General features: G+C 58.5%; 20 protein-coding genes and 1 riboswitch. Of the genes, 6 read left to right on the forward strand and 14 right to left on the reverse strand.

Translation table 11 applies throughout. From position 1 onward, the window contains the following. Positions 1-72 precede the first annotated feature (72 nt). Positions 73-1,374: a DNA polymerase IV gene (gene dinB / locus SHEL_RS06630; RefSeq protein WP_012798477.1), complete on the forward strand. Its 1,302-nt coding sequence runs from the start codon at positions 73-75 to the stop codon at positions 1,372-1,374. Positions 1,375-1,381: 7 nt separating this feature from the next. Here dinB and SHEL_RS06635 read toward each other — a convergent pair whose 3' ends face one another. The 3 genes from SHEL_RS06635 to SHEL_RS06645 are packed head-to-tail and all read right to left on the reverse strand — an operon-like array spanning position 1,382 to position 5,323. Further along, a complete protein-coding gene (locus SHEL_RS06635) occupies positions 1,382-1,873 on the reverse strand; it encodes a hypothetical protein (RefSeq protein WP_012798478.1) in 492 nt (163 codons plus the stop codon). 15 nt (positions 1,874-1,888) lie between these two features. Beyond that, positions 1,889-2,605 carry a hypothetical protein gene (locus SHEL_RS06640; RefSeq protein ID WP_012798479.1) on the reverse strand — a complete coding sequence of 239 codons (717 nt, stop codon included), beginning with the start codon at positions 2,603-2,605 and terminating at the stop codon, positions 1,889-1,891. 45 nt (positions 2,606-2,650) lie between these two features. Beyond that, positions 2,651-5,323 (reverse strand): DEAD/DEAH box helicase, encoded by a 2,673-nt coding sequence (locus tag SHEL_RS06645; protein ID WP_169304510.1) that lies wholly within the window; start codon positions 5,321-5,323, stop codon positions 2,651-2,653. A 260-nt stretch (positions 5,324-5,583) separates the two neighbouring features. Here SHEL_RS06645 and SHEL_RS14335 point away from each other — a divergent pair, with 260 nt between their 5' ends. Continuing rightward, positions 5,584-6,597 (forward strand): DUF2726 domain-containing protein, encoded by a 1,014-nt coding sequence (locus tag SHEL_RS14335; RefSeq protein WP_169304511.1) that lies wholly within the window; start codon positions 5,584-5,586, stop codon positions 6,595-6,597. A gap of 177 nt (positions 6,598-6,774) precedes the next feature. On the opposite strand, the gene SHEL_RS06655 is transcribed toward SHEL_RS14335, so the two are convergent. From SHEL_RS06655 to SHEL_RS06680, 6 genes are all read right to left on the reverse strand, one after another. Further along, entirely contained in the window at positions 6,775-8,238 is a 1,464-nt protein-coding gene (locus SHEL_RS06655; protein WP_012798482.1) for a Sel1-like repeat-containing protein kinase family protein, read from the reverse strand. Positions 8,239-8,247: 9 nt separating this feature from the next. Next, the gene (locus SHEL_RS06660) at positions 8,248-9,537 is read right to left on the reverse strand and encodes an FHA domain-containing protein (RefSeq protein WP_012798483.1); all 1,290 of its coding nucleotides are present in this window, start codon (positions 9,535-9,537) and stop codon (positions 8,248-8,250) included. 64 nt (positions 9,538-9,601) lie between these two features. After that, the gene (locus SHEL_RS06665; protein ID WP_012798484.1) at positions 9,602-10,327 is read right to left on the reverse strand and encodes a serine/threonine protein kinase; all 726 of its coding nucleotides are present in this window, start codon (positions 10,325-10,327) and stop codon (positions 9,602-9,604) included. Between the two features lie 9 nt (positions 10,328-10,336). After that, positions 10,337-11,908: a hypothetical protein gene (locus SHEL_RS06670; protein ID WP_012798485.1), complete on the reverse strand. Its 1,572-nt coding sequence runs from the start codon at positions 11,906-11,908 to the stop codon at positions 10,337-10,339. Positions 11,909-11,929: 21 nt separating this feature from the next. After that, positions 11,930-13,030 (reverse strand): protein phosphatase 2C domain-containing protein, encoded by a 1,101-nt coding sequence (locus tag SHEL_RS06675; RefSeq protein WP_012798486.1) that lies wholly within the window; start codon positions 13,028-13,030, stop codon positions 11,930-11,932. Between the two features lie 23 nt (positions 13,031-13,053). After that, complete coding sequence (locus tag SHEL_RS06680; protein ID WP_012798487.1) at positions 13,054-14,049, reverse strand: vWA domain-containing protein; 996 nt, start codon at positions 14,047-14,049, stop codon at positions 13,054-13,056. A gap of 241 nt (positions 14,050-14,290) precedes the next feature. Between SHEL_RS06680 and cydD the strand changes: the two genes are divergently transcribed. Next, positions 14,291-16,033, forward strand: coding sequence for a thiol reductant ABC exporter subunit CydD (cydD, locus tag SHEL_RS06685; protein ID WP_012798488.1), 1,743 nt, complete (start codon positions 14,291-14,293; stop codon positions 16,031-16,033). After that, positions 16,030-17,754 (forward strand): thiol reductant ABC exporter subunit CydC, encoded by a 1,725-nt coding sequence (gene cydC / locus SHEL_RS06690; RefSeq protein WP_012798489.1) that lies wholly within the window; start codon positions 16,030-16,032, stop codon positions 17,752-17,754. The genes cydD and cydC overlap by 4 nt, the downstream gene beginning before the upstream one ends. Before the next feature lie 277 nt (positions 17,755-18,031). Here the strand turns inward: cydC and SHEL_RS06695 are convergent, their stop codons facing one another. Genes SHEL_RS06695 through SHEL_RS06710 form a run of 4 tightly spaced genes read right to left on the reverse strand, consistent with a single transcriptional unit; the run spans position 18,032 to position 21,021 of the window. Continuing rightward, positions 18,032-18,826 carry an ABC transporter ATP-binding protein gene (locus SHEL_RS06695; protein WP_050749542.1) on the reverse strand — a complete coding sequence of 265 codons (795 nt, stop codon included), beginning with the start codon at positions 18,824-18,826 and terminating at the stop codon, positions 18,032-18,034. Between the two features lie 14 nt (positions 18,827-18,840). Beyond that, a complete protein-coding gene (locus SHEL_RS06700) occupies positions 18,841-19,890 on the reverse strand; it encodes an ABC transporter substrate-binding protein (protein ID WP_012798491.1) in 1,050 nt (349 codons plus the stop codon). A 2-nt stretch (positions 19,891-19,892) separates the two neighbouring features. After that, complete coding sequence (locus SHEL_RS06705) at positions 19,893-20,642, reverse strand: ABC transporter permease (protein WP_012798492.1); 750 nt, start codon at positions 20,640-20,642, stop codon at positions 19,893-19,895. A gap of 46 nt (positions 20,643-20,688) precedes the next feature. Continuing rightward, complete coding sequence (locus SHEL_RS06710; protein WP_012798493.1) at positions 20,689-21,021, reverse strand: thiamine-binding protein; 333 nt, start codon at positions 21,019-21,021, stop codon at positions 20,689-20,691. Between the two features lie 72 nt (positions 21,022-21,093). Further along, positions 21,094-21,207: riboswitch (TPP riboswitch) on the reverse strand. Between the two features lie 420 nt (positions 21,208-21,627). Between SHEL_RS06710 and modD the strand changes: the two genes are divergently transcribed. Beyond that, positions 21,628-22,467 (forward strand): ModD protein, encoded by an 840-nt coding sequence (gene modD / locus SHEL_RS06715; protein WP_012798494.1) that lies wholly within the window; start codon positions 21,628-21,630, stop codon positions 22,465-22,467. Between the two features lie 143 nt (positions 22,468-22,610). Further along, the gene (locus SHEL_RS06720; protein WP_012798495.1) at positions 22,611-23,792 is read left to right on the forward strand and encodes a PucR family transcriptional regulator; all 1,182 of its coding nucleotides are present in this window, start codon (positions 22,611-22,613) and stop codon (positions 23,790-23,792) included. A gap of 14 nt (positions 23,793-23,806) precedes the next feature. Here the strand turns inward: SHEL_RS06720 and SHEL_RS06725 are convergent, their stop codons facing one another. Continuing rightward, positions 23,807-24,829, reverse strand: coding sequence for an ornithine cyclodeaminase family protein (locus tag SHEL_RS06725; RefSeq protein ID WP_012798496.1), 1,023 nt, complete (start codon positions 24,827-24,829; stop codon positions 23,807-23,809). Positions 24,830-25,072 lie beyond the last annotated feature (243 nt).

Consider the following 25,072-nt stretch of genomic DNA (forward strand, 5'->3'; position numbering starts at 1 on the left):
AGCAGCATCTTTCATTTATAACTGATAGCTGCTATGATAAATGCGAACATATTTTCGTACGAAAGATTATAATTGGATACACACGAACAAATATCCGTATTCGGTTTTGAAGGTGAATGGAACGGCCCTGCCATCCTTCTGGTTGACCTGGACGCCTTTTTCGCATCGGTCGAACAGTTGGACCATCCTGCATGGCGTGGCAAACCGGTCATCGTCGGAGGCAATGCGGACAAGCACGGCGTGGTGTCCACGGCCAGTTACGAGGCCCGCGTGTACGGTGTGCACAGCGCCATGCCCGCATCGCAGGCGCGCAGCCTGTGCCCTCATGCCATCTGGACGCCCGGACATTTCGACCGTTATCGTGAAATGTCCCGTAAGGTTATGGCGATCATCCACGACGAGAGCCCTCACGTGCAGCAAGTCAGTATCGACGAGGCTTTTGTGGACGTGTCGCCGACGCGCGTAAACCGTGAAAGCCCGGTAAGCATCGCGCAACGCATCCAGTCTCGGGTGGCGAAGCTCGGCATCACGTGCTCAATCGGCGTCGGGACCAGCAAGACCATTGCCAAAATCGCCTCAGACATGGACAAGCCGCGGGGGCTTACGGTGGTATTCCCCGGTCGTGAGCTCGACTTCCTCTCCCCTCTTCCCGTTCGCGCCATGTCTGGCGTGGGATCGCGGGCCGAAGAGTTGCTGAAGGCCCACGGCGTGGAGACCTTGGGGCAGATGGCAAAAGCCCCTGAATCGCTGCTGCATTCAATCTACGGCAAGAATGCGGACATGATGCGCAACCGATGCCTGGGGCTTGACGCAACCGCGGTTGCACAGGACGACACCGTGAAATCCGTGTCCAGCGAAACCACCATGGCTGACGACCTTGTCACCTTCGACGACATTTCAGCAGTGGCGGGTTCGATGGCGGCCAAGACCTGCCGGCGCCTGCGTGCCAAGGGGCTGAAGGGCACAACGTTGGCTCTGAAAATCCGCTTTTCGGACCGATCCACCCGAAGCGTGCAGCAGCAGCTGGAAGAGCCCTCAGACAATGAGCATGAGCTTATCCCGCTGCTCGACGCCATGATCGGGCACCTATGGAAGCCTGGCATGAAAGTTCGTCTTATCGGGGTCGCGGTCACCGGTTTCGACGCCGATGACCTGGTGCAGGATTCCTTGTTCGACGCATCCGAGTACGACGATGCGCCTCCGGAGCCACCTTCGCGCCATGTCATGTCCAAGGAGCAAGGCGAGCACCTCGCGTCGGCGACCGACCTGGTCAAGAACCGGTTCGGTGAAGGCGCCCTGGTGTTCGGCCGCGATTTGAAGATGCGTTCCAATACCACCGGCACAGCAGCTAAGAACCCCGAGGATTACCGGTAGCCGCACTCTAGAAGATGTCGATGCAGCTCGTGTCGTCGAACACGCACGGGCTCAACTGCGTCATGCCGCCACGGCATTGCTGGCGCACGAACTCCATGATGTGCGGCATGGCGTTGTCGAAAAGGTCTATGCCTTCCTGAATGGTGTTTCGGATAATATCGCGGTTCCTGAAGACCGTCTTCGTCCAAGTCAACTCTCCAGTGCGCATGACGGGCATAATGTCGGCGAAATCACCTTCGCACTCGGGAACGAAGTCGTTTGGCTGGAACAGGAAATGGCGGATAGAGTCGTGGATAAAGCCGATGTCGGGAAGCATGAATGCAGGGCTGACCAGCACGTCTACGGTGTGCTTTTGCAAGTGCAGGCTTACCGCAAGGCATCCGTAGTCGCGGCGGACGTACAGGATGGCAGAAGAGCGCCCCGTAGGAATCCATTCGGTGTCGGGCATGTCCCAGGCGAAATCTTCGCTGGCTTCAATAACAGCTTTGTCGACGATCATGGCGGTTCCTTTCAGCTAGTAGAGGCGGTCGTCCCACGGGTCGCACCCGCAGGCGACCGCTGCGATTGTGGCGACGGTGGTCGAGGCTTCGACGATGAGCGCTTTGCAGAAGTCGTCGAAGTGTCCCAGGTTATCCGAGGTGAATTCCTCCAGGTAGACGGGACGCGAGCTCACGAAATACACCGTGTCGTCGATAAGCTTGTATTCCCCGAGGATCTTCATCTGGTTGGTGTGGCGAAGGAATTTTTCCGCGTTTTCTCGGGCGAACCCGCAGGGCACCGTGAAGTGCGTGTTCACATAGAATTCGAGCGCATTGTCCCAGCCGCTGTAGGACATGGTCAGCCGGGTGTTGATCATGCAATCCGGTCCTTCGCCGACGGCGATCGCTCCCAGATGCGTGCCCGAGGTGGAGAACCTGTTCCAATCAGTCATCGTCCATGTCAGCTCGATGGAATCTTCGAACAGATGCATCACTTCCGGAGGCACGTTGCGGGCTACGACGGTTTCCACATCGTCATCGTCGAACGGATCCGGCAGGTATTCGCGCCCGTTCCGGGTTGGCGTACCGGCTTTTACGGACGCGTGTTCCAGGTCCGCCCGATCTTTCTCATCAGGTTCCCTCTCGGGTGTTCCCGGCTTAGGTCCAGCCTGGTCAGGTTCGTTTTCCTGCATCAGGTGATCCGGTGCGACAATCGTGGGCCTGACGTCTTCGGTCTTGTTGAACAACGACATAATCCTTCCTTTCCGCCGCAGGACACGTGGCCCTGCGGCTGTCGATTACCTCCCGCTTACGAGCTCAATCAGCTCTTCATGGTTCGGCATGCTTGCTGCGCCTGCCGAAATGACGCTTTCGCCCAGGTCGTGCTTCTTGTGCTGCAAGCCCAGGATGCGGTCCTCGATGGTGTTTTCCGCAATGATCTGGTAGACGAACACGCTGCTGTCCTGACCCAGGCGCCAGAGGCGCGAATAGGCTTGGGTCTGCGCGGCTTCATGCCAGAACGGGTCAGCGATGATCGCCGTCGAGGCTCCGGTCATGTTCAATCCCACGCCGCCTGCGCGCATGGATACCAGCAGCACCGGCGTCTCATCCTTGTTGAAAGCGTCCACGATGCCCACGCGGTCCGAAGCCGGCGTGTCGCCGATGATCCAGTCGTGTGCGATGCCGTTCCGGTTGAGGCGTTTCGAGATAGATTCCAGAAACGACACCCATTGGGAGAATATGACGGTCTTGCTGCCCACTTCGCGGGCCTGTTCGACAAGGTTGACGATGGCATCCAGTTTGCCTGACCCGCCGTCGTAATCTTCGTACACCAATCCGGGGTCGCAGCATACCTGGCGTAGGCGCGTGATTTCTGCAAGCAGCTGGATGTCCTCCATGTCGCGTTCGGCCAGTTTGCTCTGCAGGCGCTGCTCGCGCGCGTGGTACAGGCGGCTCTGCTCGACAGTCATGGGCGCGTAGTGCACCGATTCGACCAGCTCGGGCAAATCCGTTAGCACCTCGCGGGTCAAACGGCGCAGGATGAATGGCTCCACCAGGGCTTTCAGCTTGGAGGTCGCTTCTTCGTTCCCGCGGACGATCGGCGTCTCGTAGCGGCTGCGGAACTGCTCGTAGTTGCGGGCCAGCATGCCTGGGATGCAGAAATCCATGATGGAGTAGAGCTCGCTTAACCGGTTCTCAACGGGCGTGCCGGTGATGGCGATGCGCCCCTCCCCTTTTAGACGTTTGCATGCGCGGGCGGACTTGGTTGCCGGGTTCTTGATACGGTTCGCTTCATCAAGCGCGATGATGTCGAATTCGGACCTATCGTAGAGCTCGATATCACGCCACAGTGCATCGTAGCTGGTCACAAGCACGTCGTGCTCGACAGCGTGAGCGATGTCGAGGGCGCGTTTAGCGCGGGGGCCCACGGCCGCCACCACGTCCATGTCTGGCGCGAAGCGTTCGAACTCTGCCAACCAGTTCTGCACCAACGAGCTCGGGCACACCACCATGCAGGGACGGCTGCGGTTCTTCGTGTTTCGGCGATACACCATGACGACGATGGTCTGGGCGGTCTTGCCGAGGCCCATCTGGTCGGCCAGAATCGCGCCACCGAACCCGTTCTCCATTCGTGAGTTGAGCCAGGCGAAACCTTCCTGCTGATATGGGCGCAGCGTGCCGGTAAACGCGATCGGCACCTGGTATTCCGCCTCCTGAACATCCGTTATGCGCGCGAGGTATTCGCCTACGCTGTCGTCGACCTGGGTAGCATATCCCCGGTCGTGTTCGCCGGGTTTCGGCAGAAGCAGAGCCTTGTATCCGGGGAGCTTGGCTTGGCCATCCATCAGGTCATTGTCATCAAGGCCCAGGTCATCGGCTATTTCGTAGACCTGTTGCAACGATTCATCGTCTAGCCTCACGATGCGGCCGTTGGACAGGCGATGGAACTTCTTCTTCAAGCGGTAGGCGTGCAGGATGCGGTTGATGTCCTCGTCAGGCACCTCGTCGCCCGTGATACGCACATTGAGCAGGCCGGATTCGACCGAAACGCCCACCTGCAGTTGCATAGGCGTTGGCTGGCTGATGCGTTTGAACAGATCGGTCACGAACACTTCCCCGAGCCTGGAAAAGTCCTTCACGCCTTCGGTCACGAATTCCATGAGTTGATCGAGCTCCGTGCATTGCTTCAGGAAGAACTCCTCGCCGTCGCAGTGCTCGAAGTCGTGATGGTTAAGAAGCGCATAGGCCTGTTCTTCATGGTCGCGATCCGGACCTGCAGAAACGGCATCGAGCAGTCCGCGTTTCCTTCCGCCTGAAAGCACGCGGGCGTCGCACCAGATTCTACCGCTGCGGTTAGCGTCGAAGTAGAATTGCATGACATGCCCCGGATTTCCATCCATGTGCTCAAGCGCCCAAGCGGCGGATGGCGACGGCAGATGGCGCACGTCCCGTACCCAGTCCATGGACTGGAACGATTGCCCCTCTTCGGGAACGGTGACGGACAGCGTGCTGTTCCCGAACGGCGATTTGCTGTCGGGGATGCTGATGCGTACCGGTTTAAGCAGGGGGATGCCGTGTGCCCTGTTTGAGATGAGCATCTCGACCATATGAGGCAACGTGTGCGACAAGGTGTTGTTGTGCCCCTCGAACTCTTCAGGCTTCGCAACGAACCGCAACGCCAGCGCAACGCCGTAGCTCGACACGTTCTCGGATTTGAATTGGACGTTGTTCACTACCTGAAGCTCTTGCAGAAGGTCGCCCGTCACGGTGTTGAACTTGACCGCGACAAACGACGGCGTCGCCGCGCTGGCGTTAGGTGCCGTCGCGACAGTGGCCGCGATTACGGTGCACAGCCCCTTGTATCCGCAGGACAAGTTTGTAAACAGGGTGAACTTCGTCCTTGAGAGTGCCGACGCTTCGGCGTAGGTCAGCTTGGAAACCTGTTTGCGGATGCGCGACTCGTCAAGCATGATGGATCCTTTCGTGAACGCCCCGAGGGGCTTCTCTTGCGGAACCATCATCCGCTACGCGCAATTCACGAATTGCGCAATGCGCCGCCATTCTGCACGACGAAAATTTCAAGGTTCTGACTTGGGCTGTTAGGCGTACATCAGATTCAGTTCGAAACAAGGTAAGGTTTTGGCCCTGTTTGGAAGCAAGTTTTACATACGATTCGGCAAGGTTTGACGTGTACGCTGGCACCATGTGTATCTTTATTGGACAGACCGCTATGGATTACTACCGAGCTCATCGCTACGGCGGACTCGGTCAGCCCCTTTTTGCCCGCGATGCTAGGCAAGCCGTCGCGTCGAGCAACGCCCATTCCAACATCCTGGATGTCCTAAGTGTAGACCTGCGCAAATATGACATTCTTTGGCCACCTGAGGTTCCGACGGTGCTCGTAACAGACCCGAAGGCAACCCGCAATACCAGCAAGGTGAGCTATCGGCTGTACTCAGAAGCGATTACTGCCGGGATGATCATCGAACTGGAACGCAATGTGTACATTCCATCTGTGGAATTCCATTTCCTACTATCTGCTAGATACCTGCCACTATGCCAACTGGTCGAGCTGGGCTATGAGCTTTGCGGCTGCTACTCTTTGGGTCCGTACGAGAATCCGTTTGCAGACAGGCCCGATCCGCTCACTACACCCTTAAAGTTGCAACATTTTATAGAAAACCATAAGGGCGTAAAAGGTTCTAGAACAGCCATGCAGGCGGTAAGTAGAATCGCTAGCGGAAGCTGGTCGCCAATGGAATCGAAGCTTGCGACTTGCATGGCAATGTCCTCCAGGCAAGGTGGATATGAATACGGGTTGCCTAGGTGTAATCATGAAATTCAGCTTTCATCTGCGGAGACTCCTTTGGATGGCAGACATTCTTTCTATATCGACCTCTTGTTTGTGCATAGGGACAGCCATCAAAAGCTCCATCGGGGTGCACTTGAATACGATGGTAGCCAACATCGATCTGAGCAGGCCAGAGGCAGGGATCGCGCAAAAACCCATGTGCTGGAAGCGCGAGGAATCGACATCATGCATCTTGCGTTTGAGGATATCAATACGTTCAACAAGTTCGACCATCAGATGAAGACGTTTGGAAGAATGATAAAAGTTAAGCGAAACCTGCCCTCGCTGGATGTAATCCAAGCGCGACAGAGAGTTTACAACACTCTGTTCTCGAAGGCAGGCATGGCAAATCCAGGCGGCTACCAAATTGCTGAGGTCGATGAGGAAGGATAAGCGCCTTTTTTGCATCTACTGACCCTCTGAAAGCATTTTGGAGTTGATTATTGACCCTTGAAGGGCCCAAAGCACAACAGTTCAACCCAAAACGACCTTCCAAAGGCGCCTCGGATGCAAAAAAGGCGCTTATCCTACCTCAAGCATGATTTAGATTTGGTAATGAGTCGTTCGAGCCTAGTCCAAACCATGGTCGCGGAGCCAGGCTTTGGCGATGCCGAAGCCGATGCGGCCCGAGGCCTCGTCGTCGCGGGCGGATTCCCGGATCCATTCAATGCCTTTGGCCTGGTTGCGGTCAACGCCGTCACCCTCGTACAGCATGACGCCGAATGCGTTCTGAGCCAGGATATTGCCCTGTTTAGCCGCTTGGCTGAACAACACGGCAACCCTTTGCGGGTCGCGAGGCAGGCCGCCCAACCCGTCACGAATGCAAAGCCCCAGGTAATACATTGCCGACGTGTTGCGCTTTGCCTCCTGCTGCATGAATATGGGCACAGCCTTGTCATACATGCCGCAGTTAAAATAATCCAGCGCATCGATGAACTCGTGGTCTTCCTCGGTGTCGAACTGTGGGTAAGCAACAGTTTCGGCATCAGTGTCGCTGCGGACGTAGCTCAACAATGCGTCTGTGAAGAGCCTGTACTCATAATCATCCTTGTTGAGCGGCAGCATCGATTCGAGCGCATCAGGCAACACCCGTACTTTGGGGTCTACGGCAAGCCCGGCATCCACAGCACGCGAGATGCGTGCGTCCATGGATACGAGAGAATCGGACACTGCGGCCTGCAAATCGGAATCCGATGCAACCTCGCCGAAAGATTCGAGAAGTTCCTGACGTACCTTGCCATATAGGCGTGAAACGAAATCCTCGTCGTGGTACAGGCTGCCAAGCGGTGAGTAATCGTCAGCATAACCTGGGCATATGCCATTAGCGAGCATGGCGTAGAGCGTGGCGCACATGCTGTAGGTATCTGCTTTCAGGCCGCTTGAGGGCATCTGCGTATCGACATCGGCGAACATCTGCTCCGGGGCCGCAAAACCGAAAGTGCCCACCGACTCGGAGTTGACGCGCTCATCCTTGCACAGCCCGAAGTCCAGCAGACGCGCCTGCCCGTCGGCGTTGATGACGATGTTGTCGGGCTTGATGTCGCGATGCGGTATTTGCGTACGGGAGTTGCAGGCGTTCGAGCCGAACCTGACGATCGGTTTGATGTAGGCTAGCGCCTGCTCGCAGGTCAGTGCAGAGCATGCATCTGGATCGCTCAGAAGCGCACCCAGATTGGTTCCCTCGATGAGCTCCATGACCACCGCAGAGTGGAGGTCCAGGTCAACAGCCTTATGAAGGGCCAGACCATAGGCGTAGGGACGTGGAACCGTCAGGTCGTTCTCGTGCAGGCGGAGCGCCTGCCACTCGGTTTCGGCATCGTCCTTATTGGCGTACATCTTGAGAGCGTACCTGCGCCCGTCCAGACTGACGGACAGCACCTGCGCCTGGCCGCCCTTGCCCAGCTCGGCATCGAGAACGAATCCAAGCCGGCCGTCGAGCAGGGAAAACTCGTCGCCCGACATTCTATCGACGAAGAACACGATATCAGGTTCACTGGTGGGTGATTTCGGCTGCGGTGTTTGGGTCGGACGCATGTCAGTCCTCTATTTCGCCGCGTCGATCAAAGCGCTTACGTGGCGCTTGTCCTGCTCGCGGATGACAGTCTCAGCATCCAGGCAATATGCGAAACGTAGCAGGGCGCTTTCAGAATACGGTCCGAATTCGGCGCCCAGATAGCCGCAAACAATCTCGTCGCCGGGTTCCAGGCGCTCGACTGGCGACGCCTGTACATATGCGTCGTCGCCCCTGATGAACGTACCGTTGCTGGAATCCAAATCGTAGACGTACCAACGGCCGCCGTCGCACAGCACCATGGCGTGGATACCGGAAGCTCCGCCGTTCGCATCAGAAAGCTGGAGCACCTTGGTACGTCGATTCTCGGTCAGGTGGCTGAATTTGAGCTTCTTGACCTTCGCCTTGTAGTCGTCGGCCTTTCCGTTTCGCCCGATGAATACCACATCGGCATCGGAGAAGGTTCCCATGACGCCGTGCAACCCAGGGGCCCCGTCGAACATCTGGATCAAGGCAATGCTCTTGGCGTCGGCAGGCAGGACGTCGCTTTCCGAAGAGCCGATAACATTTGCATCGGTGACCTGGTAGTTCGGCGGCAGCGCGGCTTTAGACGACGGGCCGTAGATGACAGCTGAAACCATCCGCTCGATAAGCACGTCGAATACGCTTCCCAAAGAAGGCTTTCCGCCACGCACGGGCGACGGTATCTCTACCATATTGTTTGCGTCCATGTCGCGCAGCAACGCCTCGATGCCGTTGGCAAAGGCGTCGATTTCGAATTCTCGGTACCGCTCGGCGCGGAAGCCCAGCCGCATGGCAGGCAGGATTTCGTCTTCCAACGTTTCCTTCAGGTTGTAGATCCCCTCGAGCGAATCCTTCAGGTACATGAAGCGACAGGCCAGATCGTCCTGGTCCGCGTCCAGGCTCTCTACTGCGATGCCTGCGAGGCGCGCCACAGTCGCATGTGGGTCGCGCAGCATGACAGACGCATTGCGCAGGGCGGTCGCGGACTTCCCCACCCCGCCGGCGCCCAGCCAGCATTCCTCAAAGGCTTTGGGCTTGTCGGCAGCCTTCCAGATGTTGGAAAGTCGCGATTTGGATTCGAAACGGTCAGTGTTGTTGAATATGGCTGTGGCCAGCAGTTTTGCTGACAGCTTATAGTCGTGGTACGGGTTGTATTCCTCATAGTCGCCGCTGCTCGACATGCCCGAAAGGCCGGCGAAGCGTCCGTAGCCGGTAGAGATCTTGCCCAGAGTTTCGCAGAAGGCCTGCAGGCCTGAGTAACATATTTCGATTTCAGGGTTCATGCTTTTAACGGACATCGTGCGCCTCCCTTTCGTTTTCTGAAATTGTATCAGACGGCGCACGTGAAACCTGGCTCGACGGCTAGGCGACATGTGCTCCAATCAACACCTGAAACGCCTGGTTTGCACGAATGAAGCGCTTGCGGGGGTCGGGGTCTATGCAGCATGCAAGCCAACGGCCCAGTCGGGTGTCGGGAAGCAAGTTGGGGCTCAGACGGCGTCCGTATCGCGCGGCTACCAGCCCCAGTGCCAGCATGTACAGGTCGGCCTGCTCCAGGCTCAGCGCGGCGTTGGGGCTGTAGCCGTTGCGGAGCAGCCCCGGGTTGTACGGACCGCCCGTGGTACAGCTGATACCCAGATCGATTATCTTCAAACCTGTTGGCGTGAGCATGATGTTTCCGGGATGCAGGTCGCGATGGGCCAGCCCGCATCCGTGGAGCACCGACAGCGCGAGGGTGGCGTGCTTGGCGTATTCCAGGGTCTTGCGCTCGCCCAGATGGCGGGTGGATTCGATGACGCTCTTGAGGGAATGGCCCTCAAGCAGCTCCATAGCCATGCAGAGGTTACCGTTGAGCTGCGGATACTTCTCGGAGAATATGCGCTTGCAGGAATAGACCTCGGGAAAGTACGCGCTGCCGGAAACGGTCTGCAGGGCTCGGTACTCGTGCATGAGTCCGCGCTCGTCCGAACCGCTCGAACCGCCGTCCACCTTGAGGGCGACGGTCCGGCGCAGCTCGGAGTCGTAGGCGCGGTAGAGCCTGGCGTATCCGCCGACGGCGAAGGGGGTCGGGCTTTCCAGGGTCAGCATGGCCGTCTCCTAATACGAGGTGACGATTTCCATCAGGAAGTTCGCCGCCATGCCCGCGAGGTCCAGAACCAAGCCGCCGATCAGGGCGAAGAACTCCCCTGCGTAGCTTAGGAACGAGGGTTCGACGGCGTACACGACGAACAGGAAGAACAGTGCGGCGAAGACGCCTGCCTTGGCCAGGTCCTTGGAGAACATGGTGAACAGGTACAGCGCCAATACGCCGACGATGACGGCTTCCATAATCAACACCTCCAGGTCGGTTTCCAACAGAACTGCTACATCGTTCCAGTTCAGGGCGAAATGCAAGGCCACCGAAGCGAGCATGACCGCGATGACCATCTTGACCGCCAGGGATATGCTATGCGAAGCGGGCTCCATGCATTTCGCAATCTGCGTCCGCACGCCCTCGCGCATGCCGTCGATCGCCTTGCGGGCATCGCGCCTGGTTCGCTGCAGCGCCTGGGAGCGCTTCTCACGGGCGGCCTTGCGTTCCTGGTCAAGCTTGAGCCTTGCGGCTTCGCGCTGCTCGCTACGCTCCTGAATCCGTTCCTCCACGGTGTGCCACTTGGTGCGGATGGCTTCGGCGAACTGCCCGGTGGCATCAGTCAAGCGTTCGCCGTCCAAAGGGTTTGCGATGGCCTTGCCTTTGCGGCTGCGCTTCGACCCGCAGTTCGGACAGGCCGCAAGCATGTTCGAGTGCTCGAATCCGCAGTTCGAGCAGCACGTGAACTTGGCGTTCAACAGCTCGTTGAGAGCATCGCGCAGCTCGGTCGGCGAAGGCATGGGCCCGCTCCGCGCGAATGCGCGCTCGAAACATTCGGCCAGGTGCGGCCCGTATGTGTTGACCGGAAGCGCACCCGGGATGCGTTTGTAGGCGAAGTCGCGGTTCAGGGTGTGTTCGATGCGGGCGTCTACGGGATCCACGTCGGACTCGCGACACTCGAAAGGATGCTCGCCCAAAAACAGCAGCTGGAACACGGCCACTGCAAGCAAAAACCAGTCGCTCTGGGGCGTGAGCACCACGGCCCCTTCGCTTCGTCCGAGCATCTCAGGCGACTTCTCACGGGATTCGGTGGCTGGGTAGACCACGTGGGCAATTCGGTCCTTGACCTGGAAGGAGTCTGCGTCGAGCATCCACATCTGACGCTCTTCCGGATCGAAGACCACGTTTGCCAGCGACAGGTCGCCCACCACAAGATCGGCGTCGTGAGCCGCAATGACGCTCTCGCACAGCATGCGTGCGAGCATGACGCGGAAGCTGGGCGAGACCTGGTCGGAGTGGCTCAGTCGGTTCAGGGACACGCCTTTCACACGCCGCATCAAGTAGCCTGCCCATGCGCCTTGAGAATCGTAGACGTTGCCCTTCGGCAACACCAACATGGAGACGTGCCCGTCGGCCAAGAAACTGTGGTCGATAAGCCACTGGACCTTGCGGCGGCGGCCTTCGCTCCGAAACATCGGGTCGACGATCTTGCAGACGCAGGACGGCTGGCCGTCGACTTCGAACACGAAGCCGCGACCACCGTTGTCCATGCAGGTCAGAGCCAGGTTCTTACCGTCTTCTGAGAAGTAGGCGGGCATGATGCGCTCCTTGCGGGTCGGTTAGATTGACTGAAACAGATTGCGGATACGGGTCAGCGGGCTTTTACGATTGCGGCAGATGCGGCGCGCCACGGCAGGGTTCACCTTGGCGTAGACGGCCTGCTCGTAGAAAGGCCACTCGTTGCGGACATCCACCGAGTCGCTCCAGACCAGAACCACCGTACGGTCGTCGTCCACTAGGTCGAAGAGCCCCGGCAGCGGATCGGGCCCGGGTTCGGGCATGGACGGTTCAGCTCCTTCGATGGGTATGGAACGAGCTTTGCTGCGGGCCGCATACGTTTCGGTGTAGCGTTTCGCGTAGGGACGGTTCGCCGCATGGGTTTCGCCCGGAGCTGCCGGTAGTTGCATGGACCCAGCCTGGAGTTTCGCCGGGTCGTACGCCTGCAGTGCGACAGGATCCGAAGGCTTCACCAGGGCCGGCGCCTTGAAAATGTCGTCCATGCGCGCGTCCACCTGTGATTGGGTCCACCCCACCGGGTAGGACAGCAGGTTCTCCCCTTCGAAGCTCACTTCCTGGGTGCCGTGCTCCTGGTTGTACGAGGCTATGCAGTCGCCGATGCCGTCGGTTGCCACGTAAAACGACTGCACAAGTTCGATGTGCCCGAAACGCCAATGATCGCAGTCGAGCACCATGAAGGTCTGGTTGGCGTTATCGCCTTTCTGCGGCTGTTCAACCATGAAACACTCTCCCGCCTGGTTGACGGCGAATCCCCCGTCGCCAACGTAGCCGTAGAACAAATCGCCCGTCTTGACGTTGTAGGCGGCCACCATGAGCGTGGTACCCAAATCGCCCAGGTTCCAGCCGTGGTCCAGCTTCGCCTTCTGCAACGCGTTGAACGCGGCTCCGAAGCCAGCTTGAACGGCGGGCATCGCAGTGTAGAGAAACGCCTCCCTGTCGCATACGATGGTCGAGCATGCCGCAGCGTACGCGGCGCTGCAGGCAATCTCGGCCGCCTGCTCGCCCAGGGCCTCGCCGCCCATGCCGTCAGCCACCGCCAGGACCACTACATCGTTCGAGCAAACCATCTTGACGCGGTCCTGGTTCGGAAGGCCCTCGGCCCTATGGGAAAGGCCGGTTTCGGACATCTTGTAATACAGCATGAACGTGCCTTTCTCTAATGGGGCTAGGCGATGATCTGCCATACGCTCTGATCCACGCCAAGGGCGCCGATTTCGGCGAGGGCGGCCTCGTTGCCCTTGTACTCGACGTTGGGGTTGGAACCCACGTTGCTGGAACGCTTGGCGATCAGGTCGGAAATAAAGCGCCAGCAATCCACGTCGTCATAGGTCTCGCCCACGTGCTTGATGGCGTGCATGACCTCGTAGGATTTTCCGTTCGCCTTGCTCACCTTGGTGGTCTTGGGACCAAGCGCCCGCAGCAGGTCGTCGTCCACGTTGCCGAAGCCGATGACGAACATGTTGGTCTTAGACGTTCCGACGCGGTGCAGGATCTCCTGCTTCAAACTTTCGGACAGGTCTTCCTGATAGCCTTGTGCGTCGGTGTTCTGGGCATCCGTTGCGATGATCTCCAGGCTGGAGGCGCGCATGAGGTGCTTCGCGTCCTGATCGGCCTTCAGGCGGTCGATGGCGGCGAAATCGCTACGGACCACGCCTTCAAGGTCGGTGCAGCCGCTGGTGTCGATGTGGCCGAAGCCGGCGGCCTTGATGCGTTTAGCCTCTTCCAGATCGCAGAAGGGGATGATCTCGCGCTGTCCTCCGTTGAACAGGACCACGCGGATGTTGTAATGGTACCCCTTGTCAAGCGACGCCTTGGTCAGCTCCTGGAAGATGGCGTCCAGGCCCTTGTCGGCGAAATAACGCACGCCTTCGGGCGGGACCGATGCGCTCATGTCGATGGCGATGTTGACGTTGACCTCCTTGGCAACGCGGGTGTTGCCGGCCGCATAGCGGCGATACGGCTGCTCGTAGCAGGTGGCAGACGCTTGGATTGCAGTGTTCGGAACAGCCAGGTTCGCAAGCACCTGCGTGTTGCCGCTCACGTTGTCCCAACCGGCGTTTCCACCAGCCAGAAGCTCGGTAGGACCACCTGCGGGCACCATGCCGTAGGATTGGTCGTCGCCGCCGAGTCGGTGCCAGATTTTGTTTCCGAAAATGCCCATTGTTCCTCCGATCGCTTGTCGACCCCTTCGGGCCGTTTCTGACAGCCCGAATTGTGCCGTGCGGGGCATATGCGGATTGCGCAATGCCGATTGAGACGTTTTCGGCAGGCGCTTTTGGAGAAGGCGCCCTCTGCATCAACGGTTCGGAAAACGATGCTGCTCAGCGCTGTGGCGCGGCCGTGAGTCGAAGGGTATTGTGTAAAATATGGTGCATTGCATCCGCCGACGTTAGGACCGCGCCATGATGGATAAATCGCTCTTCTCGCTGCCCGGCATCATGCCGGTTATGGGAATGCTCGTGGTGTTTGCGCTGGTGCTTTCCGCAAGCATCATCGGCGAGGCGGTTTCGCTATCCGCAGCCATAACCACCATGTGGCAAGGCGGCTCTCTCGCACATGCGCTGCCGCATATCGCGTTGTTCTTCGGGTGTTTCGCGCTGCAGGCGCTCGTGCATCACCTGCAAGACGGCATGCTCGACAGGTTCGCCAACAAACAGGTTGAGTGCCTGCGCGGTGAGCTTCTGGCAGGCCTGTTCCGCACGCGCGGGCAGATGGTGCGTGATAACGGGACGGCTGCTGTGACTTGGTCGGTGCTTGAAGGCGCCTCGCAGACGGAAAACTACCTGCGCATCATACTGCCCAAGCTCGTTGGCGTGGTAGTAATTCCCTTTGTGCTTCTGATCTGCTCGTTCGTGCTTGACCTTACGTCGGGCATCATCCTTCTGGTCATGTACCCGGTCATCATCTTCTATATGGTCATGCTGGGCAAAGTCGCGAAGGCCAGGGCCGAAAACCAGTACGCTAAATACACGCGCATGTCGAACCATTTCGTGGACACGCTGCGCGGCATGGACACCCTTCGGGCTTTCGGACGCGGTCGCCAAAACGGCGAGCAGATCTATCAGACCAGCGAGGATTTCAGGGTAGCGACCATCGACACATTGAAGGTGGCCACGCTTTCAAGCGCCGTGCTTGACCTGATAGCAACGCTTGGTGTGGCAGGGGTTGCCATCATGCTGGCATTTCACCTGGTAGACGGTTCCATCGGACTGTTCGCAGCGCTTGCAGTGCTGGTGCTTTCTCCCGAATACTTCAAACCCATCCGCCAGTTCGGCAGCGACTACCATGCGTCTTTGGACGGTAAGAACGCTTTGGCTGCCATCGTGGGGATGATCGATGCGGCAAAGGAAACAGTGCCGGCCCGCGAACATGCTGTAGCGCCATGGTCGCCGTATAGCATGCTGGAGCTTGACGAGGTCTCCTACACCTACCCAGGTGCTGATACACCTGCTTTAAAGGATGTGTACCTGTCTATCGAAGGTTGCCAGAAGGTGGGCGTCGTCGGCGTAAGCGGCTCCGGAAAGTCCACTCTGGCAAGTCTGCTTGCGGGTTTTGCATCGCCCGACGGAGGAACAATCACCATCGACGGCGCCACGTTCGACGCCGACGAGGGCGGACTCGGGTTTTCCGATTGGCAGAATCAAGTGGCCTACATTCCCCAAGACCCATACGTGTTCGGCGTGAGCCTGCGCGACAACATCAGGTTTTACGCGCCGGAATCCACCGATGAGCAGGTCATGCGAGCCGTTGAACTTGTCGGCCTGGATGAGCTTCTCGCGCAGCTTCCCGAAGGGCTGGACACGGTGATCGGTGAAGGCGGTCGCGCCTTGTCGGGCGGCCAGGCGCAGCGCATCGCATTGGCCCGCGTGCTTCTGGACGACTCACGGCGCATCCTCATATTCGACGAGCCCACGGCACATCTGGACATCGAAACGGAGCTGGAGCTTAAATCCCGCATGCTGCCGCTGATGGAAGGCAGGTTGGTGATATTCGCCACGCACCGACTGCACTGGCTGGCAGACATGGATTGGATCATCGTCATGGAAGATGGCGATGTGGCAGAGCAGGGCGATTATCGCGAGCTCCTGGCCGAGCGGGGCGCGCTTTGGCGCTTGGTCGAGAACATGAACGGGGGTGCACGATGAGCCGTAGCGAAGACAGGTGGGTTCGCCCCTACTTCAGCAAGTATCGCAAGCCGTTGGTAGCAGCGCTGTTCCTGGGTGTTGTTACGTATGTGGCCGCGACCATGCTCATGTTCGAATCGGGGTACGCCATTAGCGCCACCGGCGAGCGGCCCGAAGGCGGCGTGCTGACCGTATTCATCCCTATCGTCATCGTACAGGTGTGCGCGTTAGGCAAACCCGTCACGCATTATTTCGAGCGGCTCTTCAGCCACGATTGGGTATTCCGCATGACAAGCGACATGCGCCGGCGCCTGTACGATGTGATCGAGCGGAACGCCGTCCGCATGCGCGGCACGCACCGCACCGGTGATTACCTGGGATACATCGCCGAAGACATCGGGCACGTGCAGAACCTGTACCTGCGCACCATCTTCCCCACGGTTATCGCGTGGCTGGTGTATGCGCTGTTGATTGCCGCGCTGGGGCTTTTCGATATTCGGTTCGCGCTTGCCATGGCGTTGATACTTGCAGCCACCTGCGTGCTTCTGCCTTTAGCATCGATGCTGGTCAACCGGGCCCGCATAGAGCGCCGCAAGAGTTTGCGCAGCAGCCTGTATGGGGATCTGGCAGACAACGTGCTGGGCGCAACCGACTGGGTGTTCTCGGGCCGGTCCGGAGAATGCCAAGGGCGCACGCAGGCGGCTGCAGCTCAGGAACGCGCCGTGCAAGCGTCGCTCAACCGGTACGAGCGAGGCAACAACCTGGTGCTTTCGATTGTGTTCGCCATCGGCGTATGTGTGGTGCTGGTGTGGGCAGGCGGAGGCCTGGGCTACGACCCAGGCATCGAAGCGAACTACATCGCGGCGTTCGCGCTGGGGTTCTTCCCGCTCATCGACGCCTTCACTCCCCTCTCTCCCGCGTTGACTCAGGTCAACATCTACCGCGACACGATCGACAGGCTGAACGCGCTGCCGCCAGAGGAGCTTAGGCGGGACTGCGGCAAGACACCCGCTTCGGCAGATATGCACGTCGACGGCGTGGGTTTTTCCTACCCTGGTACCGAGCGTCTTGTCCTAAATCAGGTGAGCCTACATATACCCGCAGGTCAGAAGGTGGCAATCCTCGGTCGAAGCGGTTCGGGCAAATCCACGCTGGCATCGCTCATACGTGGAGAATATGCTCCCGATACGGGAAGCGTTTGCATCGGCGGCGTTCCCACGTTCGAATTAAGCGATGCTCTGACACAATACATCGGCGTGATCCAGCAGAATCCTTATCTGTTCAATAAAACGTTGCGCGACAACCTTAAGCTGGGTAACCCCGAAGCCACCGATGAGCAGGTGCTTGACGCATTGGAACGCGTACACCTAGGCGGGCTGGTGGCTGGACTGCCTGACGGCCTGGATACCATGGTTGACGAAGCCGGCAAACGATTCTCAGGAGGTGAGCGGCATCGTATCGCCATCGCGCGAATCCTTCTGGCAAACACGCCCGTCGTGCTGCTGGATGAGCCGACAGTGGGCCTTGACCCCATAACCGAGCAAGCCTTGCTGGAGACGCTGTTCGAGACCTGTGCGGACCGCACGCTCATCATGATCACGCACCATCTGCAAGGCGCCGACATGTTCGACCGCATCGTGTTCATCGAGGATGGTGCCTTGGCGATGGACGGCTCCCCCGCCCACCTTGCCGCCACCGAGGAACGCTATCGCAACCTCCTCGCTTTCGACCGCGGCCTCTAAGGCGATGTGTCAGTAGGGACGTATTGTTTTGACACATTTTTGTGTCAGTGGGGACAGTTTGGGGCGACGAGGGGCTGTCCACTATTGCCCATGTATCAGCGTGCCAGTCTGTACGTTTCAAATTGAGGCATTCCTGCATCATTGCGGACGGATCTGCTACTGGATAAATGGCTACGCCCGCTGCCCCCTGTCTCAATCTGTCCCTTCTGACACAAAAATGCAAAAATGTGTCAGAAGGAAACGTCCCTAGTGACACACACGCCCCCGACTCATTGGGTTAGTGGCGGATGGCATCGAGGATACGGCGTTTGGCGTCGGCGTAGGCATAGGTCAGCTCGAACTCGTCGAGGGGCAGGTCGCCGCGGTCGATGGTTATTTCGTCGGCGATGCGTGACGGGGTCCCATGGGAAGGGCTTCCTGAAAGCACGTACACGCGGCTTGAAAGGCATACGGCCTCATCCACATCGTGGGTGATGATTAAAGCCGAAAGACCCAAGTCCTTCACTATCCCTAAGAACCATTCGCGCATGTCCATACGCGTCATGGCGTCAAGCGCGCTGAACGGTTCGTCCAAAAGGATGCAGTCGTTGCCCATAAGATGGGTTCGCAGAAGCGCCGCCCTCTGCCGCATGCCGCCCGAAAGCTGATGAGGCCACTTCATCTGGGTTCCCGCCAGCCCGAACCGCTCGAACAACGGCTCGGCAGCAGCCCGCGCCTCTCGTTTCGAAACCCCTTTAAGAACCAAAGGCAAGGCGACGTTGTCTATGACGCGCCGCTGTTCAAGCAGAAGGTCTTTTTGCAGCATGTAGCTCACGCGCCCCGGCTTTCCCGTGACGTCACAGCCATGCACCAGCACCCGTCCCGAAACAGGCTTCGTCAAGCCCGCCAAAGCATGCAGAATGGTTGTTTTTCCGCAGCCGGACTTGCCGACAAGGCAGCACACCTCCCCTGGAAGCACGTGCAGTGAAACTTCCTCAGTCACCACGACGTCCTCCCAGGCAAGGGTGAGTCTATCCGCCGTCAAAACGGATTCAGGCTGAATCAAGGTTTTGTCCAGATTCCGATCAGGCATGGTCCAGACAACCGCTATGCAAGGTAGTCGTTGGTGTAGCCGGCGTCTACTGCGAGCTCGGTTGCAACCAGCTTCTCGTCGTTGAGCCACTGGTAGTAGGCAGCCCAGCGATCCGCATCGAATTCGCCCCAACGCTCGGCATCGCTGATATACTGCCCTGCCAAATACTCCTGGCTTTCGGCAACAAGCTCAGGATCGAGCTCGGGCACGGCCTCGACAAGAATGTCGGCAGCAGCCTGCGGGTCGCTGACCGCGAACTCGTAGCCTTTGGCCGTGGCGCGCAGGAATGCCTTCACCACATCGGGGTTCGCAGCCATGAACTCGTCGTTGACAGCGATGACCGGCGTGTAGAAGTCCAGCGCGGAGTCGAATTCGATAAACGGGAAGTAGTTGTATTCGAAGTCCTGGATCTTGGCATTCTGGACGGCCCAACCCTCGTACACCCACACGGTGTCGAAAGCTTTGGTGCGCAGGCCGGCAACGTCGTCGTCAACGGCGTAGGGAACCATTTCGACCTTGCTGAAATCGCCGCCGTCAGCTTCCACCACGTCGCGGATGGTGGCCTGCTCAACATCCAGGTTCCAGGTGGCGTAGGTATGGCCTTCCATCTTCTTGGGGCTGGTGATGTTGTCTTCGGCGCGGGACATAATGCCGCTGGTGTTGTGCTGCACCACGGCAGCCACAGCCGTGTAGGGCATCGGCGTTTCGCTGGCAAGGTAGTTCGCCATGGTGTCTTGGTAGGTTACGCCGAACTGCGCGCCACCCGATCCGATAAGCGCATCGGCGCCGTCCTCGGGCGGCATGACGATGGTCACGGCCAAGCCTTCCTCCTCGTAGTAACCGTTGGCAATGGCCACGTACACGCCGGTATGGTTGGTATTGGGGGTGTAGTCGAGCACGAAGGAAATTTCCGTAAGGCCGTCCGTGTTTGCGGGGGCGCCATCTCCACCCTGCTGGGCGCATCCGACTGAAAGCCCTGCTGCGGCGATAACCGATGCAGCACCTGCAACCTTCATGAACGATCGACGGGACAAGCCAGCAAGAGATGCGGGATTGATAGACATGTTTATTTCCTTTCCTGAGGCTTCCAAGGCATGCAAACCTTTTGAAGCAGGTCGATGAGCTTCATAAGAACCAGCGACAGCGCGCTGATCACGATGATGACCGCGAACATGCGGTCATAGGAGAACGATTTGCGGACGCGCGTCATATAGACGCCCAAGCCCGCGTTTCCGCCGAGCCATTCGGCGATGACTGCGCCGACGATGGCATAGGTGGCGCTGATTTTCAGGCCCGCGAAGAACTGGTCGCTGGCAGCTGGGATCTTCGCATACAGGAAGATCTGCCAGCGCGAAGCGTTCATCGTGCGCATCAGGTCCACCACGTCGGGATCCACCGATTTGAATCCCGACACCAGCGAAACGGTGATCGGGAAGAAAGTGGTCACGATGATGAGCACGATCTTCGGAAGCAAACCGTAGCCGAGCCACAAAACCAGCAGAGGTGCGATCGCGATGGTCGGCACCGTTTGGGAGATGGTTACGACGGGCTCAAGCGCCAGGTACAGCGTTTCGAAACGGTCCATGGCCACGGCAACGATGAATCCCAGAAGCACGCCGAGAGCCAAGCCCACAGCGGCCTCCAACAGCGTGGTCGCCGCATGGTGCGCCAGCAGTTGCCAGTCGTTTGCGAGGGACGCCACAACCTGCGTAGGCGTAGGCAGAAGGAAATTCGGGATGAACCCGAAATCCACAGACCCTTGCCACACCAACAGGATGAGCGCAAGCGTAGCCAATGGAACGGCAATTCGCTTCATGCCGCTTCGGCCTTGCCTGTTCTGTATGTTCTTCAGCCCGGCCACGTTATGCGATGTTGCGAACTGAGAATTCGGAATCCGTCGGATGGTACTTGCCTATCTTGTCATCCGTAGACATGACACGTCCGCCCGGGCGCCAGCTGATCTTCACATAGCTCGCGCTCTCTTTGCACCCAGCGGCGGCACCCGCTTCCAAACAAGTCTTCAGCAGCGCCATGCAGCTGTCGAAGTCGCCCTCCACGGTGGTTTCGAACGGGCCGACGTAATAGTCAAGTCCGCTGGCGTCGATGGCGGCTATCACCTCGTCAACCACTCGACAGGTTTCGGCATCGCTCGTCGAATCCATAGGCAGATATTGGAGGGCAATGGCACATTCCATGGTGCACCCCTTTCTGGCCTTTCGGCCGTCCACGGGGCCCGATGAAAAAGGCCCCGCGCCAAAGCAGGGCCTTGATTGCGAAAACGCACTCCCTACGCTGGCATTATCCAGACAGGTTCAGCGGGTCGAAGGCCGTCGCGCCTTCCTCTCAGCCGAGCGATCGTCTCAGCTCCCCGTTAAGGTGATGCAACTATAGCACAGCACGCCTTGATGCGCATCGTTACGAGAGGCAGTAAACGGGCAGTATTGTCCCGTGTGCGGCAAATCGTATGGAGGCAGGAAGGATGCGTTGCTGTACGGTTACGCGCGGGACAATGGGGACGGAGCCTTTTGTCCAGTTACATTTCCCCGCGTGCGGCAATTCGCGTAAGAGTCGGAATATGAGTTGCTGTACGGTTGCGCGGATACCGTCAAGGGGGCGTTGCATAAATACCAGCCCATGCCGATTCAGAAAGAAAGCAAGCGGAGATCGGCAAATGCCTATTTATAAGATTGTGGGAAACGTTAGTTTCAGTTATTCTTATGCATGTTTAATCATGTTCGAGGAGCAAGCAACGTCCGCCGCATTCTGGATTCCGGCGCAGCTTGCTTAAGGGGGCCGACGTCATGTTCATTCCGGAAAACCGCATCGACTATCTGATCGCCGAAGACGTGCCGTATCTTGACCTGACCAGCGAAGTTCTGGGCGTGGCAGACCAGCCGGGCACCATGGAGTATTTCACGCGCGAAGCATGCGTGCTTGCTGGCGTCGATGTGGTCAGGTGCATGGCGCATGCCCTGAACTGCCAGGTGACGGACTCGCGTTGCAACGGCGAGCAGTTAGCCGAAGGCGACACCATCATGACGGTCGAGGGCACAGCGGCAGATTTGCATCAACTGTGGAAGGTGGGGCTGAACATGTTCGATCACCTGTCCGCTGTTGCCACGAAAACACGAACGATGGTCGATGCCGCACACGGAGAAAACCCTGGATGCGAAATCCTGGTCACCCGCAAAAGCATGCCCGGCGTCAAGGACCTGTTGCTGGATGCTGTCCGCATCGGCGGCGCCTTCCCCCACCGGCTCGGCCTTTCCGAAACCGTGCTGGTGTTCGAACACCACCTCACGTTCATGGGCGGATTCGATGCATTCCTTGAGAAGCTTCCGGAAATCCGCAGCCGTTGCATCGAGAAGAAGCTCTTCGTGGAGGCGGATGCGGAGCATGCGCGAATTCTGGCCAAGGCGGGCGTTGACGGCGTGCAGCTGGACAAGCTCCCTGCGGCGGAAATGGCCGAATTGGTGAAGGAGCTTCGCTCGATAGACCCGCATCTCACAATAATCGCCGCCGGCGGCATCAACCCGTCGAACGCTGCGGAGTATGCAGCTACAGGCGTCGACGGCTTGGCCACCACAGCCCCGTTCACGGCGAAGCCCATCGATATGAGCATCCGTATGAGCCAGCGGTAGCGCATAGCACCCGCACCCTCAATCAACACGACAAAGAAGGCTTCGCAGTTTTGTAACAACGTATAATCTGATACCATGCAATTTGACGTTGCAACCAGCCCTGCCACGGATCTTTCGGTCTCCCGAAACGAACAGGAGCAGCCATGTATTACACGGTATCCGATTTCTCAAACGCATTCGAAAGCAACCTGACACTCATCGCCGGCAGCGGCGGCATGGCCCGAACCGTACGGGAGGTTGGCATTCTTGATTACGAGCTCATGCCGGGCATAAAGACCACCTATCAGCGAGTGAATTTCTACGAGAACCAGCTGGTTCTGACAACGTTCCTGTACGCGAAGGACAACCCGTACCTCATTCTGGACGCAATAAAATACCTGGTGGCGCAGGGTACAAGCGGATTGGTCATCAAGAACGTGCTGCATCTTGCAATTCCTGAAGCCGCCATTCGGTACGCTAACGCCCGCAACTTTCCGGTGTTCACGACCCACGGCGAGCTCATGTTCGACAACGTGATAATGGATGTCGGCAATGCTGTAAAGCGCATGGGAACGACGGCTTTCGTGCAGCAGCAGATCGATGCGCTGCTGCAAGCGCAAGAAGAATCCGAGCAGAAGCATCTGACGTTGCAGCTCAACCCGTCGTTGCGTGGCGAAGTGGCAGCGTTGTACTCCCCTGCCGAAGACGAACTTATCGCCGATCAGTTCGCACGCTACCAGTCACGTTTCGAGCGTAGCAAGCTTTTCGGTCCAGGATCTTCGCTCCTGTGCTACCGCAACGGCCTGCTTCTGATTGTGTCCCGCGACGAAGAAGGGCCTCTGGACATCGACCGCTCACATGCCATGCTGCGGGCCGACATCCTGAACCTTGAAGAAAGCACGATCGTCGGCATAAGCTCGATTCACTTCGGCCCTGCCGAAACAGCCGCTGCCATCACAGAAGCGCTGCAGTGCGCCTGCATCGCGCGGTTGCGAGAGGTGCCGGAAGTGCGTTATGACTCGCTGGGACCCTTGCAGGCACTGTTGCCCCACGCTCAATCGCCGCAGATGAATCGCTATGCCGAACGGATTCTCAATCCTATCCGCGAGTTCGATGCGGAAAACAACGGCCAGATCATGGTAACCTTGCAGTCTTATTGCGATCACGGGCAGAACATCGCCCAGGCAGCCGAGGCGCTCGGGCAGCACCCCAACACCATTCGCTACCGTCTGGAGAAGGTATATGCAGAAACGGGGCTCTCGTACAAGAACCCTGCTGACATGCAACAGCTCGCCTTGGCGTGCAATATCGAATTCTGTAGGCGTGTCGGCCAAGAGGTCGGCTAACCTGAACGTCGTCATTAGAGCGCCACGACCGAGCCCAAGCCAAGTTCGACTGCGTGATCGTACACCAGTTTGCACGAAGCCAGGTCTTGAACGGCAATGCCGCTCGTATCGAACAGAGTGATTTGGTCGTCTGCGGTCCTGCCAGGCACCTGGCCGACGATGACCTGCCCGAGTTCGCCCGCTATGTCGTCAGGACTGATTGCGCCTTCTTTCACGGGGATTTCCAGCTCGCCGGAGGCCATCGACTGCTCACGGTCGTCCACGAACAGCTTCGCCGCCGCCTGCAAGGCGCTTTCGGTCTCCTGCTTACCTTCCATGTCGGCGCCGACCGTGGAAATGTGCGTGCCCGGCTTCACCCATTCGGCCTTAAGGAACGGGTTATAGGAGGGAGTCGCTGTAATGATGGCGTCTGCTTCGGCGCAGGCAGATTCGCCATCGGCGACGGCCACGATGTCGAAGTCGCGATCAATCCCCGCGTCGGTCAGAACCGCATGCACCGTTTCTTCCGCTAGCGTCAAGCGGGCAACAGGAGCTTCCGATTTCGAAGGGTTCCAGAGCAGCACCCGGCTCACGCTGGGGCACGCAGCCAACGTTGCTGCGACGCAGTACGCGCTCATGTGTCCCGTACCTGCCATGAGCAGGCTTTTCGGATTCTTGCGCGCAAGATGCTTGATGCCCAGGGCAGCTGCGGCCCCCGTCCGAAGCGCGGTAATGGCGCTTGCGTTCAGCAGAGCAAGTGGCTCGCCCGTAATGTCGCTGCAGATTAAGGTGGTACCGAAGATCTCAGGCAGGCCGTTGGAGGGGTTCTTGCTGAACCATGCCGTGAGTTTCAGTCCGAACAGCCCGCTTCCTGCCAGTTCGCCGCTGCGGATGTCCATATCGGCGACACCGGGCTCGAACTGGGCATACACCATCGGCCATGCCTTGCCGGTGCCGTTCGCCTTTTGTGCGTAAGCGTCCTCGACGGCCTTCAGCGCGTCGGTAACGGTGAAGACCTTTGCGATGTCCTCTGCAGAAAGAATGCGGATCTCAGACATTGTTTTTCCTCTCTCGTCTCCTCTATGGGGAAGTCATCTGACGTTTTAAAGGTACCCTCTAAAACAAATCATTTCGAGCAGAGGTCCTTGAACGCAATTACAAATACGTGCTGCGCAGATAATATAGAACTCCAACGCGGTTACGAATGGCTATTCCAAGCGGCTACCATGTAAAATCCCACGGCTTCGTACGTTGCCCTTTTTTCCGAAGGTTACTGATAACCATGATTCCACAACAAAGAA

Origin of the sequence: Slackia heliotrinireducens DSM 20476 (assembly GCF_000023885.1) — a bacterium.
Taxonomy (GTDB): domain Bacteria; phylum Actinomycetota; class Coriobacteriia; order Coriobacteriales; family Eggerthellaceae; genus Slackia; species Slackia heliotrinireducens.